The 15,260-nt window shown below is 72.7% G+C and carries 20 protein-coding genes; 15 read left to right on the forward strand and 5 right to left on the reverse strand.

Going from position 1 to position 15,260, the window contains the following annotated elements; genetic code table 11:
* The first annotated feature begins 1 nt into the window (after window position 1).
* The 4 genes from AB0A74_RS34170 (at window position 2) to priA (ending at window position 2,910) form a co-directional block, all read left to right on the forward strand.
* Entirely contained in the window at window positions 2-886 is an 885-nt protein-coding gene (locus AB0A74_RS34170; RefSeq protein WP_358256123.1) for a transketolase, read from the forward strand.
* A 74-nt stretch (window positions 887-960) separates the two neighbouring features.
* The gene (locus AB0A74_RS34175; protein ID WP_358256088.1) at window positions 961-1,437 is read left to right on the forward strand and encodes a hypothetical protein; all 477 of its coding nucleotides are present in this window, start codon (window positions 961-963) and stop codon (window positions 1,435-1,437) included.
* Window positions 1,438-1,447: 10 nt separating this feature from the next.
* On the forward strand, window positions 1,448-2,080 hold the full coding sequence (gene hisH, locus AB0A74_RS34180; protein WP_358256090.1) for an imidazole glycerol phosphate synthase subunit HisH: 633 nt from the start codon (window positions 1,448-1,450) through the stop codon (window positions 2,078-2,080).
* A gap of 98 nt (window positions 2,081-2,178) precedes the next feature.
* A complete protein-coding gene (gene priA / locus AB0A74_RS34185; protein ID WP_358256092.1) occupies window positions 2,179-2,910 on the forward strand; it encodes a bifunctional 1-(5-phosphoribosyl)-5-((5-phosphoribosylamino)methylideneamino)imidazole-4-carboxamide isomerase/phosphoribosylanthranilate isomerase PriA in 732 nt (243 codons plus the stop codon).
* On the opposite strand, the gene AB0A74_RS34190 is transcribed toward priA, so the two are convergent.
* From AB0A74_RS34190 to AB0A74_RS34200, 3 genes are all read right to left on the reverse strand, one after another.
* Window positions 2,894-3,598, reverse strand: a complete 705-nt coding sequence (locus AB0A74_RS34190; RefSeq protein WP_358256094.1) for a Clp protease N-terminal domain-containing protein — start codon at window positions 3,596-3,598, stop codon at window positions 2,894-2,896. The two genes, priA and AB0A74_RS34190, sit on opposite strands and share 17 nt — an antisense overlap.
* Before the next feature lie 38 nt (window positions 3,599-3,636).
* Entirely contained in the window at window positions 3,637-4,005 is a 369-nt protein-coding gene (locus AB0A74_RS34195; RefSeq protein WP_358256096.1) for a PPOX class F420-dependent oxidoreductase, read from the reverse strand.
* 79 nt (window positions 4,006-4,084) lie between these two features.
* A complete protein-coding gene (locus AB0A74_RS34200; RefSeq protein WP_343934445.1) occupies window positions 4,085-4,288 on the reverse strand; it encodes a cold-shock protein in 204 nt (67 codons plus the stop codon).
* A gap of 277 nt (window positions 4,289-4,565) precedes the next feature.
* On the opposite strand from AB0A74_RS34200, the gene hisF reads away from it, so the two are divergent.
* The 3 genes from hisF to hisI are packed head-to-tail and all read left to right on the forward strand — an operon-like array spanning window position 4,566 to window position 6,062.
* Window positions 4,566-5,339: an imidazole glycerol phosphate synthase subunit HisF gene (hisF, locus tag AB0A74_RS34205; RefSeq protein ID WP_358256098.1), complete on the forward strand. Its 774-nt coding sequence runs from the start codon at window positions 4,566-4,568 to the stop codon at window positions 5,337-5,339.
* A gap of 1 nt (window position 5,340) precedes the next feature.
* Window positions 5,341-5,706, forward strand: a complete 366-nt coding sequence (locus AB0A74_RS34210) for a hypothetical protein (protein WP_358256100.1) — start codon at window positions 5,341-5,343, stop codon at window positions 5,704-5,706.
* Complete coding sequence (gene hisI, locus AB0A74_RS34215; protein WP_358256102.1) at window positions 5,703-6,062, forward strand: phosphoribosyl-AMP cyclohydrolase; 360 nt, start codon at window positions 5,703-5,705, stop codon at window positions 6,060-6,062. Before AB0A74_RS34210 ends, hisI begins: the two co-directional genes overlap by 4 nt.
* 7 nt (window positions 6,063-6,069) lie before the next feature.
* On the opposite strand, the gene AB0A74_RS34220 is transcribed toward hisI, so the two are convergent.
* Entirely contained in the window at window positions 6,070-6,687 is a 618-nt protein-coding gene (locus tag AB0A74_RS34220; RefSeq protein ID WP_358256104.1) for a TetR family transcriptional regulator, read from the reverse strand.
* 94 nt (window positions 6,688-6,781) lie between these two features.
* On the opposite strand from AB0A74_RS34220, the gene AB0A74_RS34225 reads away from it, so the two are divergent.
* The 8 genes from AB0A74_RS34225 (at window position 6,782) to AB0A74_RS34260 (ending at window position 14,465) form a co-directional block, all read left to right on the forward strand.
* On the forward strand, window positions 6,782-8,335 hold the full coding sequence (locus tag AB0A74_RS34225; protein ID WP_358256106.1) for an anthranilate synthase component I: 1,554 nt from the start codon (window positions 6,782-6,784) through the stop codon (window positions 8,333-8,335).
* Entirely contained in the window at window positions 8,328-8,819 is a 492-nt protein-coding gene (locus tag AB0A74_RS34230) for a Trp biosynthesis-associated membrane protein (protein ID WP_358256108.1), read from the forward strand. The genes AB0A74_RS34225 and AB0A74_RS34230 overlap by 8 nt, the downstream gene beginning before the upstream one ends.
* 215 nt (window positions 8,820-9,034) lie before the next feature.
* On the forward strand, window positions 9,035-9,844 hold the full coding sequence (trpC, locus tag AB0A74_RS34235; RefSeq protein WP_358256110.1) for an indole-3-glycerol phosphate synthase TrpC: 810 nt from the start codon (window positions 9,035-9,037) through the stop codon (window positions 9,842-9,844).
* A gap of 15 nt (window positions 9,845-9,859) precedes the next feature.
* Entirely contained in the window at window positions 9,860-11,083 is a 1,224-nt protein-coding gene (trpB, locus tag AB0A74_RS34240) for a tryptophan synthase subunit beta (protein ID WP_358256112.1), read from the forward strand.
* The gene (gene trpA, locus AB0A74_RS34245; protein ID WP_358256113.1) at window positions 11,080-11,865 is read left to right on the forward strand and encodes a tryptophan synthase subunit alpha; all 786 of its coding nucleotides are present in this window, start codon (window positions 11,080-11,082) and stop codon (window positions 11,863-11,865) included. The genes trpB and trpA overlap by 4 nt, the downstream gene beginning before the upstream one ends.
* Before the next feature lie 80 nt (window positions 11,866-11,945).
* Window positions 11,946-12,629 carry a Uma2 family endonuclease gene (locus AB0A74_RS34250; protein WP_358256115.1) on the forward strand — a complete coding sequence of 228 codons (684 nt, stop codon included), beginning with the start codon at window positions 11,946-11,948 and terminating at the stop codon, window positions 12,627-12,629.
* A gap of 35 nt (window positions 12,630-12,664) precedes the next feature.
* Window positions 12,665-13,783, forward strand: coding sequence for a prolipoprotein diacylglyceryl transferase (gene lgt, locus AB0A74_RS34255; protein ID WP_358256117.1), 1,119 nt, complete (start codon window positions 12,665-12,667; stop codon window positions 13,781-13,783).
* Window positions 13,784-13,796: 13 nt separating this feature from the next.
* Window positions 13,797-14,465, forward strand: a complete 669-nt coding sequence (locus tag AB0A74_RS34260; RefSeq protein ID WP_358256119.1) for a response regulator transcription factor — start codon at window positions 13,797-13,799, stop codon at window positions 14,463-14,465.
* A gap of 4 nt (window positions 14,466-14,469) precedes the next feature.
* Here the strand turns inward: AB0A74_RS34260 and AB0A74_RS34265 are convergent, their stop codons facing one another.
* The gene (locus AB0A74_RS34265; RefSeq protein ID WP_358256121.1) at window positions 14,470-14,994 is read right to left on the reverse strand and encodes a hypothetical protein; all 525 of its coding nucleotides are present in this window, start codon (window positions 14,992-14,994) and stop codon (window positions 14,470-14,472) included.
* Window positions 14,995-15,260 lie beyond the last annotated feature (266 nt).

Raw genomic sequence — 15,260 nt, forward strand, 5'->3', positions numbered from 1 at the left:
GATGCGCGAGGTGTTCGCGGACACCGTGCAGGAGGTCATGGCCGACGACCCGCGGGTGGCGGTGGTGATCGCGGAGATCTCCCGCGACGCCTTCCGCCCGTCGCCGCGGGTGGTCAACGTCGGCATCCGGGAGCAGCTGATGGTGGGCGTGGGCAGCGGTCTGGCGTTGACCGGCATGCGGCCCGTCGTGCACTCCTACGCGCCGTTCCTGGTCGAGCGGCCGTACGAGCAGATCAAGCTGGACTTCGGGCACCAGGACGTCGGCGGTGTGCTGGTCAGCATCGGCGGTTCCTACGACGACCCCGCCTGGGGGCGGACGCACCAGTCGCCCGGCGACGTCGCGCTGTTCGACAGCATGCCCGGGTGGCGGGTGCAGGTGCCCGGCCACCCGGACGAGGTCGAGCCGCTGGTGCGGGCGGCGTTGGCGGCCGACGACCGGCGGTACCTGCGGTTGTCGCTGCGGCGGAACGAGGCGTCCTTCCCGGTGGTCGAGGGGTTCACCGCGGTGCGCCGGGGTTCGGGCGGGGTCGTCGTGGCCGTCGGGCCGATGCTGGACCCGGTGCTGGCGGCGACTGCGGACCTGGACGTGACGGTGCTCTACGCGACCACGGTCCGACCGTTCGACGGCGCGGGACTGCGCGCCGCGGTGGCCGCGGCCCGGCCGGACGTCCTGCTGGTCGAGCCGTACCTGGAGGGCACGTCGGCGCACCTGGCGTCCGAGGCCCTGTCCGACGTCCCGCACCGCCTGCGCTCGCTGGGCGTGCGCCGGGACGCGGAACTGCGGGCCTACGGCACGGCCGAGGACCACGACGCGGCGCACGACCTGGACGCCCTGGGCATCGCCGCCGCGGCCCGCCGCCTGTTCACCCACCCGGTGGCCGCCTGAAAGCGGCCACCGGCGGGCGGCCGAACGTGTGTCGGGATCCGGGGGTGCGGGCGTCTGCGGCATGATCTCCGTCCGTGAGCGTGCCGAGAACCCTGATCTGGACACCCACGCCGACCGCGGAGCTGCAGCTCGCCCTGCACCGGGCAGTGGCGGGTCCGGCCGCCCTCGTGCCGGTGGCCTCCGGGACGGTGGTGCTGCCGCGTCGGCAGATCGGGTTCGCCGACGCGGCCAAGCTCGCCGGGCAGGTGCGCGCCGTCGACGACCGGGCGCTGCTCGTGCGGTGGTCCGGTGACGCCGTGCTGTGGTCGGACGGGGTGTCCGCCGGGTTCAGCGGCGGCGCGCGCCGGCTGGTCGGGCTGCTCACGTGGTGGCGCCTCAAGGCGGAGGCGGGGTCCCTGGACCTGCCCAGGGACGTCGCCGAGGTCAAGGCGCTGGTGGACCAGGGACGCGCCGACACGTGGGTCACCGCCCTGCCCGACCGGGCCGGCCTGCCCATCGGCACGGTGCTGCCCGTGGTACCGGTGACGCAGGGCGGGTCCCCGTTGGCCTAGCCTGGTGGGCGTGGCACGAGTCGTCGTACTGGACTACGGATCAGGCAACCTCCGCTCCGCCGAACGCGCCCTCCAGCGCGTGGGCGCGACCGTCGAGGTCACGTCCGACCATCGCGCGGCGCTCGACGCGGACGGCCTGCTGGTGCCCGGCGTCGGCGCGTACGCCGCCTGCATGGCCGGGCTGAACGCCGTCAAGGGCGGCCGGGTCATCGGCGAGCGCCTGGCCGGCGGGCGGCCGGTGCTGGGCATCTGCGTGGGCATGCAGATCCTGTTCGAGCGCGGCATCGAGCACGGCGTGCTGACCGAGGGCTGCGGCGAGTGGCCGGGCACGGTGGAGCGCCTGGAAGCGCCGATCGTGCCGCACATGGGCTGGAACACGGTCAAGGCGCCCGAGGGCACCAAGCTGTTCGCCGGCCTCGACCCGGACACCCGGTTCTACTTCGTCCACTCCTACGCCGTGCGCGAGTGGGAGCTGGAGGCCTCGGAGGTCATCCGGCCGCCGCTGGTGACCTGGGCCACGCACGGCGGCGACGACTTCGTCGCGGCGGTGGAGAACGGCCCGCTGTGGGCCACCCAGTTCCACCCGGAGAAGTCCGGCGACGCGGGCGCCCACCTGCTGGAGAACTGGCTCAAGAGCTTCTGAAGACCCGGCGACCCGGGCCGGGATCCCGGCCCGGGTCGCCGGTTTCGCGGAGTGGGACCGGCAGTGGCCGGTGGACCAGTGGCAACTAGGCTGTTCGCGTGACTTTCACGCTGCTTCCGGCCGTCGACGTGGCCGACGGCCAGGCCGTCCGACTCGTGCAGGGCGAAGCCGGCACCGAGACGCATTACGGCTCCCCGCTGGACGCCGCGCTCGCCTGGCAGCGCGACGGGGCCGAGTGGGTGCACCTGGTGGACCTCGACGCCGCTTTCGGGCGGGGCGGCAACCGCGAGCTGCTGGCCCGGGTCGTGGGCGAGCTGGACGTCAAGGTCGAGCTGTCCGGCGGCATCCGGGACGACGCGTCGCTGGCCGCCGCCCTGTCCACCGGGTGCGCGCGGGTCAACCTGGGCACCGCCGCGCTGGAGGACCCGGTGTGGTGCGCCAAGGCCATCGCCGAGCACGGCGACAAGATCGCCGTCGGCCTGGACGTGCGGATCACCGCCGAGGGCCACCGGGTCGCCGCGCGCGGCTGGACCAAGGACGGCGGCGACCTGTGGGAGGTGCTCGACCGGCTGGACCGCGACGGCTGCGCCCGCTACGTCGTCACCGACGTGAGCAAGGACGGCACGCTCACCGGCCCGAACGTCGAGCTGCTGCGCGAGGTGTGCGCGCGGACCGACGCGCCGGTGATCGCGTCCGGCGGCGTGTCCAGTGTGGACGACCTGGTGGCGCTGGCGGCGCTGTCCCGCGACGGCGTGGAGGGCGCGATCGTCGGCAAGGCCCTGTACGCGGGGGCGTTCACGCTGCCCGAGGCCCTCAACGCGGTGCGTTGACCGCCCGGTCGAACTCCGCGACGACGTAGGCCTCCGCCGCGGCTTTGGTGATCCCGGTCGTCGCCATCACCTTGGCCGCGGTGCAGTCCTCTTCGGACAACAGCCCGAGCAGGACGTGCTCGGTCCCCACGAACGTGTGACCCAGCCGCAACGCCTCGCGCACCGACAGCTCCAGCGCCTTCTTGCAGTCCGCGCTGAACGGCTGCGGGTCGGGGCGCTTCCGGCTGGTCCGGTCCAGCGCGTTCAGCGTGGCCAGCCGGGTCGTGCCCTCGGCGGCCTCCAGCCGGGCGATGGTCCGCGCGCCCAGCCCGCCGGACTCGTCCATCAGGCCCAGCAGCAGGTGCTCGGTGCCGATCCGCTCGCTGAACCGCGCGTGGTGGCGGGCCAGCACGACCACGCGGCGCGCCCGGTCGGTGTAGCGGTCGAAGTTCGGCTTGAGGTCCGGCGACTCCCGCGGCACGAACCGCTTCTGCGCGGCCTGCTTGGTGACGCCGATGCTCTCGCCGATCTCGGTCCAGCTCGCGCCCGCGCGCCGCGCCTCGTCCACGAAGTGCCCGATCAGGTGATCGCCCAGCTCGTCGAGCTGACCGCTCAGCTCGACCGCGGCGGCCAACCGGCCGAGGACGTCGGCGTGCTCCTGCGCGACGGAGACGATGAGGTCCGTCAATTGGACGGGTGCGGTGACCACCCGTCAACTCTAGGTTGACGCTGGACGCGGGGTCAACCTCAGGTTGACGGCACGATCTCGATGCCGACGGTCCCCTTCTTCCCGCGCCGCAGCTTGCTGCCGAGCACGGTGACCTTGCCCAGCACCCCGTACTTGCGCCCGATCAGGTGCCGGACGCGGTCGCTGCCGGACTCGTCCAGCAGCCGCGCCTTCGCCTTCACGGCCGCGCCGGTCGGGTTGCCCTTGAAGTCGCACGGCGCGACCTCGACGTCCCCGCTGCGCCGGATCCGCTTGACCTTGCCGGAGTCCGCCGGCGTCCACACGAGGATCGCGTCGCCCTCGCGCACCGCCCACAGGGGTGTGGGCACGGCCCTGCCGTCCTTGCGGAACGTCGTCAGCAGCACGTACTTCTCGTCGCCGAGGCTCATGCGGGCCAACCTAGTACCCGGGAACGGCAACGGCCCCGCTCCCACGAGGGGAGCGGGGCCGTTCGAGTTCGGGACTCGCTCAGATCGCCACGACGTTGGTCGCCTGCGGGCCCTTGGCGCCCTGGCCCACGTCGAAGGACACGCGCTGGTTCTCCTCCAGGCTGCGGTAGCCGCCGCCCTGGATCTCCGAGTAGTGGACGAACACGTCAGCGCCGCCGTCCTCGGGGGCGATGAAGCCGAAGCCCTTTTCGGAGTTGAACCACTTCACGGTGCCGTTGGCCATACTTTTTCTCTCCTCGTGCAAAGTGCCGGCGACGCCCTTGCGCCACCGAGGCCGCTTCAAGATGAGGAGATCCCGGGAAGATCCGGGGAAAACCACACGCTCGAACAACGTTTCGCGAGCGTGGAAGACACGGACACAAAACCTACGACCTCTTACAGTCAACCACATCCGGCGCGATCGCGCCTCCCCCAACCCCCGGATGTGACCCAGGACGCCGTCGCGCCGCAGACCGACACCGCCGGCAAACGCCCGGTGACCTGCCCGTAGGCTTTGTCCCATGTCAGTCGCGGTGCGCGTGATCCCCTGCCTGGACGTCGACCGGGGACGGGTGGTGAAGGGCGTGAACTTCACCAACCTCGTCGACGCGGGCGACCCGGTGGAGCTGGCCCGCGCCTACGACGCCGAGGGCGCCGACGAGCTGACCTTCCTCGACGTCACCGCCTCCTCCTCCGACCGCGAGACCACCTTCGACGTGGTCCGCCGCACCGCCGAGCAGGTGTTCATCCCGCTCACCGTCGGCGGCGGCGTGCGCACCACGGAGGACGTGGACAAGCTGCTGCGCGCCGGCGCGGACAAGGTCGGCGTCAACACCGCCGCCATCGCCCGGCCGGAGCTGCTCAAGGAGCTGTCCGAGCGGTTCGGGGCCCAGTGCATCGTGCTGTCGGTGGACGCCCGGCGCGTCCCGGAGGGCGAGCAGCCCACCCCGTCCGGGTTCGAGGTCACCACGCACGGCGGGCGCAAGGGCACGGGCATCGACGCCGTCGAGTGGGCCGCCCGCGGCCAGGAGCTGGGCGTCGGCGAGATCCTGCTCAACTCGATGGACGCCGACGGCACCAAGGCCGGCTTCGACCTGGAGCTGATCAAGCTCGTGCGCAAGGTCGTGGACGTCCCGCTGATCGCCAGCGGCGGCGCCGGCTCCGTCGACCACTTCCCGCCCGCCGTCGAGGCCGGCGCGGACGCGGTGCTCGCGGCCAGCGTCTTCCACTTCGGGACGCTGCGCATCGGCGAGGTCAAGAAGTCCCTGCGCGACGCCGGTGTGGAGGTGCGCTGACGTGCGCAACGGTCCGGTCGAGGTCTTCCTCGCGATGGTCGTCGGCGCGGCCGGCGGTGCGTTGTTCCTGCTCGAAGGCCTGATCCGCTGGCAGAGCAGCGGCGACGGCGCGTGGGTCAAGTTCCCGCTGATCATCCTGGTGCTGGAGCTGATCGCGGTGGCCGGGCTGATCGCCCGGTTCCGGCCCGCGCGGCTGACCGCCGCGTTCATCTACGGCCTGGTCGGCCTGGTGCACCTGCTGGCCACGTTGAACGAGGGTCCGCTGTGGGTGCGCGTCCTGTCCGGCGTGCTGTCGGCGGGCCACATCTTCGGCGTGGTGCTGCTGAACATGAAGCCCACCCGCGAGCACTTCGGAGCAGCCCGGTGACCAGCGCGCTCGACCCCACGATCGCCGCACGTCTCAAGCGCACCGCGGACGGTCTCGTGTGCGCGGTGGCGCAGCGCAAGGGCACCGGCGAGGTGCTGATGGTGGCGTGGATGGACGACGAGGCCCTGCACCGCACCCTCACGACCCGCCGGGCGACCTACTACTCGCGCAGCCGCCAACAGCTGTGGGTCAAGGGCGAGACGTCCGGCCACACGCAGTACGTGCACGAAGTGCGGCTGGACTGCGACGGCGACACCGTGCTGCTGGTCGTGGACCAGGTCGGAGGGGCGTGCCACACCGGCGACAAGACGTGCTTCGACGCCACGGTGCTGCTTGCGCCCGAGTCGGCCGGCTGAGCGCCGGTCAGCCGATGTCGCCGGTCAGGTAGCGCTGGAGGTTCGGCGCGACGGCCTTGACCATCGTCTCCACGTCGGTCGAGGCCAGCGGCTCGAACTTGACCACGTACCGGACCATGCCCATGCCGAAGATCTGGCTGGCGGCCAGCGTGGCGCGCAGCTCGGGCCGGTCCTCGGTGCCGATGCCCGCGACGACCTTCTTGAGCAGGGTGTGCACGAAGAAGTCCCGCAGCACGTCGGCGACCTGGTCGTGGGCGGTGACGCTGCGCATCAGCGCCGCGAACTGGCCGCCGCCGATGGGGTCCCACACGCCCAGGAACGTGCGGACGATCCGTTCGCCGATGTGCTCTCGGGGACCGTCCAGCAGGTGGTCCACCAGCGTGTTCGGGTCCACCGGGAGCTGCAGGACGGCCTTGGCGAACAGGCCCTCCTTGCCGCCGAACCAGTGGTTGACCATCGCCGCGTCCACACCCGCGCGCGCCGCGATGGACCGCACCGTCGCGCCCTCGTAGCCGCGCTGCATGAAGACCTCGCGGGCCGCCGCGAGCAGGGCGGCCTTGGTGTCCTCGCCGCCGGCGCGGCGGCCCCGGCGGCGGGGTTCGGCCTGTTGCGTGCCTTCGTTCACCTGTCCATCATGAGTGGCGCGCGCAAGTTTTTCAACGTGCGATGAATTTGTGCCGCCCGCAACGCCCGCAGGTGCACACGGCAGAATGGCGCGCATGGTGAGCGTCATCGGTGCCGGCGCGGGGCTGGGCGAGGTCAGCCCGACGCGCGAGGAGTTCCGCGAACTCGCCGCGCAGCGGAGGGTCATCCCCGTCGTGCGGCGGCTGCTCGCGGACGCGGAGACCCCCGTCGGCCTGTACCGCAAGCTCGCGGCGGACCGGCCCGGCACGTTCCTGTTCGAGTCCGCCGAGAACGGCCGCTCGTGGTCGCGCTGGTCGTTCGTCGGCGCGCGCTGCGCGGGCGCGCTCACCGCGACCGGCGGCGAGGCGTTCTGGACCGGCCAGCACCCCGTAGGCCTGCCCGAGGGCGGCTGCCCGCTGGAGGCGCTGCGCGAGACCATCGAGGTGCTGCGCACCGACCCGCTGCCCGGCCTGCCCCCGCTGACCGGCGGCATGGTCGGCTACATCGGCTACGACGCCGTGCGCCGCCTGGAGCGGCTGCCGTCGCTGGCCGAGGACGACCTCGGGGTCCCCGAGCTGGTCATGATGCTGGCCACCGACCTGGCCGCCCTGGACCACCACGAGGGCACGGTCACGCTCATCGCCAACGCGATCAACTGGGACGACAGCGCCGAGCGGGTGGACGCGGCCTACGACGACGCCGTGGCCCGCCTGGACCGCATGACGCTGGACCTGCAGAGCGCCGCGCCGCCCACCGTGGCCGTGTTCTCCCGGCCCAAGCCGGAGTTCGTGCGCCGCCGGTCCCCGCAGGAGCACTACGCCGTCGTGGAGAAGGCCAAGGAGGCCATCCGCGCGGGCGAGGCGTTCCAGGTCGTGCTGTCGCAGCGGTTCGAGATGCGCACCACCGCCGACCCGCTGGACATCTACCGCGTCCTGCGCACGTCCAACCCCAGCCCGTACATGTACCTGCTGCGGCTGGACGACTTCGACATCGTCGGGTGCAGCCCCGAGTCCCTGGTCACCGTGCGGGACGGCAAGGCGACCACGCACCCCATCGCGGGCACCCGCTGGCGGGGCGTGGACGTGGAGGAGGACGCCCTGCTGGAGAAGGACCTGCTGGCCGACCAGAAGGAGCGCGCCGAGCACCTCATGCTGGTGGACCTGGGCCGCAACGACCTGGGCCGGGTGTGCAAGCCGGGCTCGGTGACCGTGGTCGACTTCTTCAAGGTCGAGCGGTACAGCCACGTCATGCACATCGTGTCCACGGTCAGCGGCGAGCTGGCCGAGGGCAAGACGGCGTTCGACGCGGTGGCCGCGTGCTTCCCGGCCGGGACCCTGTCCGGCGCGCCCAAGCCGCGCGCGATGGAGCTGATCGAGGAGCTGGAGCCGACCCGGCGCGGCCTGTACGGCGGGGTCGTGGGCTACCTGGACTTCGCCGGCGACGCCGACACCGCCATCGCCATCCGCACCGCGCTGGTCCGCGACGGCGTGGCGTACGTGCAGGCCGGCGGCGGGATCGTGGCCGACTCCGACCCGGTGGCCGAGGACAACGAGTGCCTGAACAAGGCGGGCGCGGTGCTGTCGGCGATCGCCACGGCGGGGACCATGTCGCGGACGGTGGCCCCGGCGGTGGACTCGGCGCGTGTCTGACCGCGGCCGGCCCGACCGGCGTCCACTGTGGATCGTGGTCGCCCTGCTGGTGCTGGGCGCGGTGGCGCTGTGGGGCTCGTCGGCCATGACCTGGGGCTCGACCAGGCTGGAGCCGGAGGCCACCGGGGCCGAGGTGTCGCCCGCGCTGGTGCCCACCGCGCTGCTGAGCGCGGCGGCGGTCGCCGCGGTGGTGGCGCTGGGCGGCTGGGTGCGGCGGCTGGTGGGCGTCGTGCTGGTGCTCGCCGCCGTCGCGGTGGCGGTCACGGCCGTGACCCCCGGACCGCCCGTGACGGCGCTGCTGGTGGCGTTGGCCGGCACGGTGTGCGTGGCCGGCGCCGGGGTGGTGCTGCTGCTGCGCGGCGGGGCGATGCCGCGCCTGGGCGGCGGGTACCAGACGCCCGGCGCGGCCAGGAAGTCCGCCGACCCCGAGCGCGAGATGTGGAACGCCCTGGAACGCGGCGACGATCCCACGGAGCGGGACTGACCCCGAAGCTGCGCACGTAAGCGCACGTGGACCCGTGACAGCCCCGGTCATCAGCGCGAACCCGGCGACCCCGGTGGCGGGAAGCGGTTCGTGCCGGGGTTAGCATCCTTCTGGCGGGAAGGGGAGCATGACGTGCGGGAGCTTGCGAGCGCGAAGGACGGGTTGACCGCCGCCGGCGGCGGCAGGACGACGACGGACACGGGCGAGGTGCTCGGATGACCGTTCTTGAGTCGATCATCGAAGGCGTCCGCGAAGACCTCGCCGCGCGCGAGGCGGAACTGCCCTTCGACGTGCTGAGGGAGCGCGCGGCCAAGGTGCCGCCGGCGCTGGACGTGATGTCGATCCTGCGCTCGCCGGGCGTGGGCGTGATCGCCGAGGTCAAGCGGCGCAGCCCGTCCAAGGGCGCGCTGGCGGAGATCCCGGAGCCGGCGGAGCTGGCGGCGCAGTACGAGGCGGGCGGCGCGCGGGCGATCAGCGTGCTGACCGAGCAGCGGCGCTTCGGCGGGTCGCTGGCGGACTTCGACGCGGTGCGGGCCGCGGTGAACGTGCCGTTGCTGCGCAAGGACTTCATCGTCAGCCCGTACCAGGTGCACGAGGCGCGCCTGCACGGCGCGGACCTGGTGCTGCTGATCGTGGCCGCGCTGGAGCAGAACGCCCTGGTGTCGCTGCTGGACCGGGTCGAGTCGCTGGGCATGACGGCGCTGGTCGAGGTGCACACGGCCGAGGAGGCCGACCGGGCGCTGGAGGCGGGCGCGAGCGTGATCGGCGTCAACGCGCGCAACCTGCACACCCTGGAAGTGGACAAGGACGTGTTCGGGCGGATCGCGCCCGGGCTGCCGTTCGAGACGATCAAGATCGCCGAGTCGGGCGTCACCGGTCCGGGTGACCTGATGGCGTACGCGGGCGCCGGCGCGGACGCGGTGCTCGTCGGCGAGTCGCTGGTGACCAGCGGCGACCCCAAGGTCGCCGTGAACAAGCTGGTGACGGCGGGGTCGCACCCCGCGTGTCCCCGGCCGAGCAGGTAAATCGGAGGAGAGCGCATGTCGCCTGGGCAGTTGGCCCCCACCCCCCACGACCCCGACGAGCACGGCCACTGGGGACGATGGGGTGGCCGCTACATGCCCGAGGCGCTCATCGCGGCCGTGGACGAGCTGGCCGCCTTCTACGAGAAGGCCCGGGTGGACCCGGACTTCCTGGACGAGTTCGCCCGGCTGCTGCGCGACTACGCCGGGCGGCCGTCGCTGCTCACCGAGGCGAAGAAGTTCGCCGAGCACGCCGGCGGGGCGCGGGTCTTCCTCAAGCGGGAAGACCTGAACCACACCGGCTCGCACAAGATCAACAACGTGCTCGGCCAGGCGTTGCTGACCAAGCGCATGGGCAAGAAGCGCGTCATCGCCGAGACCGGCGCCGGGCAGCACGGCGTGGCCACGGCGACCGCGTGCGCCCTCATGGGCCTGGACTGCGTCATCTACATGGGTGAGGTGGACACCGAGCGGCAGGCGCTGAACGTGGCGCGCATGCGGCTGTTGGGTGCCGAGGTCATCCCCGTCAAGACGGGTTCGCGCACCCTGAAGGACGCGATCAACGAGGCGTTGCGCGACTGGGTCGCCAACGTGGACGACACGCACTACCTGCTGGGCACCGCGGCCGGGCCGCACCCGTTCCCGGTGCTGGTCCGCGACTTCCACCGGGTCATCGGCATCGAGGCGCGGGCGCAGGTGCTGGAGCAGGCCGGGCGGCTGCCGGACGTGGTGGCGGCGTGCGTGGGCGGCGGGTCCAACGCGATCGGCATCTTCCACGGGTTCATCGACGACCCGTCAGTGCGCCTGGTGGGCCTGGAGCCCGGCGGCGACGGCATCGACACCGACCGCCACGGGGCGACGCTGACCGTGGGCACGCCGGGGTCCCTGCACGGCGCGATGTCGTACGTGATGCAGGACGAGGACGGCCAGATCACCGAGGCGCACTCCATCTCGGCCGGTCTGGACTACCCGGGCGTCGGCCCGGAGCACGCGCACCTCAAGGACATCGGGCGGGCGGAGTACCGGCCGGTGACCGACGCGGAGGCGATGGAGGCGTTCGCGCTGCTGTCGCGCACGGAGGGCATCATCCCGGCCATCGAGTCGTCGCACGCGCTGGCCGGCGCGCTGGTGCTGGGCCGCGAACTCGGCCCGGACGGTCTGATCGTGGTGAACCTGTCCGGCCGCGGCGACAAGGACATGGACACCGCGATCAAGTGGTTCGGACTGGGGGCGCAGTCGTGAGCGGTCTTTCTTCGGTCTTCGCGACGTGCCGCGACGAGCGCCGGGCGGCGCTGATCGGCTACCTGCCGGCGGGGTTCCCGTCGGTGGAGGGGTCGAAGGACGTGCTGCGGACGATGGTCTCGTCGGGCTGCGACATCGTGGAGGTCGGCCTGCCGTACTCCGATCCGGTGATGGACGGCCCGACCATCCAGCGGGCGTCGGAGGAGGCCCTGCGGGGCGGGTTCCGGGTGCGGGACCTGTTCGGCGTGGTCGAGTCGGTGGCGTCGCTCGGTGGGCGCGCGGTCGTGATGACGTACTGGAACCCGGTGCTGCGCTACGGGGTGGACGCGTTCGCGCGCGACCTGGCGGCGGCCGGCGGGCTGGGCCTGATCACGCCGGACCTGGTGCCGGACGAGGCGTCGGAGTGGCTGGCCGCTTCCGAGGCGCACGGGTTGGACCGGATCTTCCTGGTCGCGCCGTCGTCCACGGAGGAGCGCATCGACCTGACCGCGCGGTCGTCCAGCGGCTTCCTGTACGCGACGTCGGTGATGGGCGTGACCGGTGCCCGTGACGTCGTGTCGTCGGCGGCTCCGGCGCTGGTCAAGCGGGTGCGGGAGCACACGTCCATGCCGGTGGCGGTGGGTCTCGGGGTTCGGTCGGGCGCCCAGGCGGCGGAGTTGGCTTCGTTCGCGGACGGGGTGATCGTCGGGTCGGCCTTCGTGTCGGCGGTGGCGGAGAACCGGGTCGCCGAGCTGACGGCGGAGCTGGCCGAGGGCGTCCGCCAGGTTCCCGCCCCGGCCTAGAACACACGTTCGAGTGAACTGACGGTTCCGGGGGTCGCGAGGCCCCCGGAATTGTCGGTGCTCGTCCGCATGCTGGCCCCATGAACAAGCCGACCGCGATCCCGACCACCACCCACCACGACTCCACCCACCACGACTCCACCCACCACGACTCCACCCACCACGACTCCACCCACCACGACCGCGCCCACCACGACCGCGCCCACCACGACCGCGCCCACCACGACCGCGCCCACCCGGTGGCCGACCACCCGGGCCCGTGGACCGCCGACCACCTCCTGACGGCCTTCCCGGAGGACCGCCTGCAACGGGTGGAGGTGGTCGAGGGCGCGCTCCTGGCCAGCCCGCGCGGCCTACCGCGCCACCAAGCGCTGGTGGTCGACACCTGCTTCGCGCTCTCGCAAGCCCGGCCGCCGGACCTCGACGTGATCCCGGGCGCGAACCTCCGGTTGGCGGACGACACCCTGCTCGTCCCCGACGTCGTCGTGTGCGCGCCGGGCGACGACGGGCTCACGGTCCCGGTCGCCGACCTGGTGCTGGTGGGCGAGGTGGTGTCGGCCGGCACCCGGTTCGTGGACACCACCTGGAAGCGGAGGCTCTACGCCGAGGCGGGCGTGCCGTACTACCTGCTCGTCGATCCGAAGGGACCCGCCGCGACGGTGTTCGAGCTGGACGCCGGCGAGTACGTCGAGGCGGCGCGCAGCGAGGCGGGCGTGCTCAAGCTCGAAAGACCCTTCCCGGTAACAATCGAGCTGTCCCCGTAGGACGGATCGGCCCACCCACTACGGTGGTGGCCGTGGTGACGACTTTCCTCGCGACGATCCCCAGTCCGGACCGGGGCGTGTGGCAGCTCGGGCCCATCCCGATCAGGGCGTACGCGCTGTGCATCATCCTCGGCATCATCGTGGCCATCTGGTGGGGTGAGCGCCGGTGGGTGGCCCGCGGCGGGCTGAAGGGCGAGGTCACCGACATCGCCGTGTTCGCCGTGCCGTTCGGGCTGGTCGGCGGGCGGCTCTACCACGTCGCGACGGACTGGCAGAAGTACTTCGGCGAGGGCAAGAACCCGTGGGAGGCCTTCGCGATCTGGAACGGCGGCCTGGGCATCTGGGGCGCCATCGCGCTGGGCGGTGTCGGCGCGTGGATCGCGTGCCGCCGCCGGGGCATCCCGCTGCCGGCGATGGCCGACGCGCTCGCGCCGGGCATCGTGACCGCGCAGGCCATCGGCCGGCTCGGCAACTACTTCAACCAGGAGCTCTACGGCGGTCCCACCACGCTGCCGTGGGGTCTGGAGATCTACGAGCGGGTCGATCCGGCGACCGGGTTCGAGGACGAGCTGGGCGGCGTGGCGCTGGACCACACGCCGCTGGAGATCGTGCACCCGACGTTCCTGTACGAGCTGCTGTGGAACCTCGGCGTGGCGCTGCTGATCGTGTGGGCGGACCGGAAGTTCCGGCTCGGCCACGGCCGGGTGTTCGCGCTGTACGTCGCGGGCTACACGGCGGGCCGGTTCTGGATCGAGATCATGCGGGTGGACCCGGCCACGCAGGTGTTCGGGCTGCGCATCAACGTCATCACGTCGGTCGTGGTGTTCCTCGGCGCGGTGGTCTACTTCGTGCTCGCCGCCAAGCGAGGTGACCGCGAGGTCATCGTCCGCAAGGAGCCGGCGGAAGAGGAGACCCCCGAGTCGCCCTACGCCACCACCGACGGCGACACCAAACCCCACGACACCGACACCGACGGCAACACCAAGCCGCACGCCGACGAGCCCGACACCGACGGCACCGACCAGACCGATGCCGACCGGGCCGACGCCGAGATGCCGGACTCCGGTGCCAAGGTGCCGGACTCCGGTGCCAAGGTGCCGGGCACCGGGACCAAGGTGCCGGACACCAAGCCGGGCGAGAAGTCGGCGGAGTGAGGCGGTAGGGCCGATGCGCATCCTCGTCGTCGAAGATGACGACCGGGTGGCTCGGGGCCTGATGACCGCCTTGAAGCACGCGGGTTACGAGGTCCACCGGGCGGCCACGGCCGCCGCCGCGCTGGCCGCGCCGCCCGCGGACGTGGTGCTGCTCGACCTGGGCCTGCCCGACCGCGACGGCCTGGAGGTGCTGCGCGAGCTGCGCCACCGGCCGGGCACGGCGGTCATCACGGTGACCGCGCGCGGCGAGGAGCGCGAGCGCGTGCTGGGCCTGCGCGCGGGCGCGGACGACTACGTGGTGAAGCCGTTCGGCACGGCCGAGCTGTTGGCGCGCATCGAAGCCGTACTGCGACGCACGCGCGCCGCCCGCGCGGCCGAGGACCAGGCCGTCCGGTTGGCGCTGGGCGCGGTCGTGCTGGACCCGGCCACGCGGGAGGCGACGATCGACGGCGTCCCGATCACGTTGACCCGCAAGGAGTTCGACCTGTTGGCGCTGCTCGTGCGGCGGGCGGGCGCGGTGGTCAGCCGGGACCTCATCGTGGACCAGGTGTGGCAGGCCCACTGGGAAGCGCCGTCCCGCACGCTGGACACGCACATCGCGGCGCTGCGCGGCAAGCTCGGCGACGCGCTGAGGATCGAGACGATCCGCGGTGTGGGCTACCGGGTGGCAGCCCACACCTGACGCGTCACCAGGAGTGGGCGACGTCCACGACGACCCGGTTGGACAGCGTGAACACCCGGAACGGCAGCCGCGCCCGCACCCCGAGCCCCACGGTGGTCTGCCCCTCGAACGACCCGGCCCACGCGACCTGCCGGAACGTGGTGTACCCGGTCACGTCCACCAGCTCGGACCGGTTCGGGTACACGTAGGTCGGGTTGCCGTTCTCGTCGTAGGCCGGCGAGTGCACGACGACCTGCAGCTTCGCCCCGCCGCGCAGCGGGACGACCTTCCCGGACCCCTCCTCGTACACCTCGTCGGTGTAGGTGACGTAGTACCCGTCGTTGGACCCGGCGAAGTCGAACACGAGCCGGTCGAAGCACTCCTGCCGCCCGCTCCGGACGTCGACCAACGCCCCGCGCGTGGTCGGCCAGACCGACTTGGCCCCCGACCCCCAGTCCACGGCACACGCCCCCGCCGCCCCGGCCGGCACGACGACCAACCCGAGCAGAGACACCACACCGGCCAACAACAACACGACACGACGAACCACGAGCTCCCCCTCTCGAACACACCCGGACGCTCCCCGCGCCCACCCCGATGGTGCCCGCCCACCCCACACCTCCGCAGCCACTTGCCCAAGCCGCCCCGCCGGCCCCGCCACTGGCCCCGCCGGCCGCCCGCTGACCTGCCGGCCCGCCCGCGCCGGGCCCCCCCCCCCCGGGGCCCCCCCCCCCCCCCCCGCCCCCCCCCCCCCCCCCCCCCCCCCCCCCCGCCCCCCCCCCCCCCCCCCCCCCCCCCGCCCCCCCCCCGGCGGGG

The organism is Saccharothrix sp. NPDC042600 (assembly GCF_040647305.1).
Lineage (GTDB): Bacteria > Actinomycetota > Actinomycetes > Mycobacteriales > Pseudonocardiaceae > Actinosynnema > Actinosynnema mutabilis.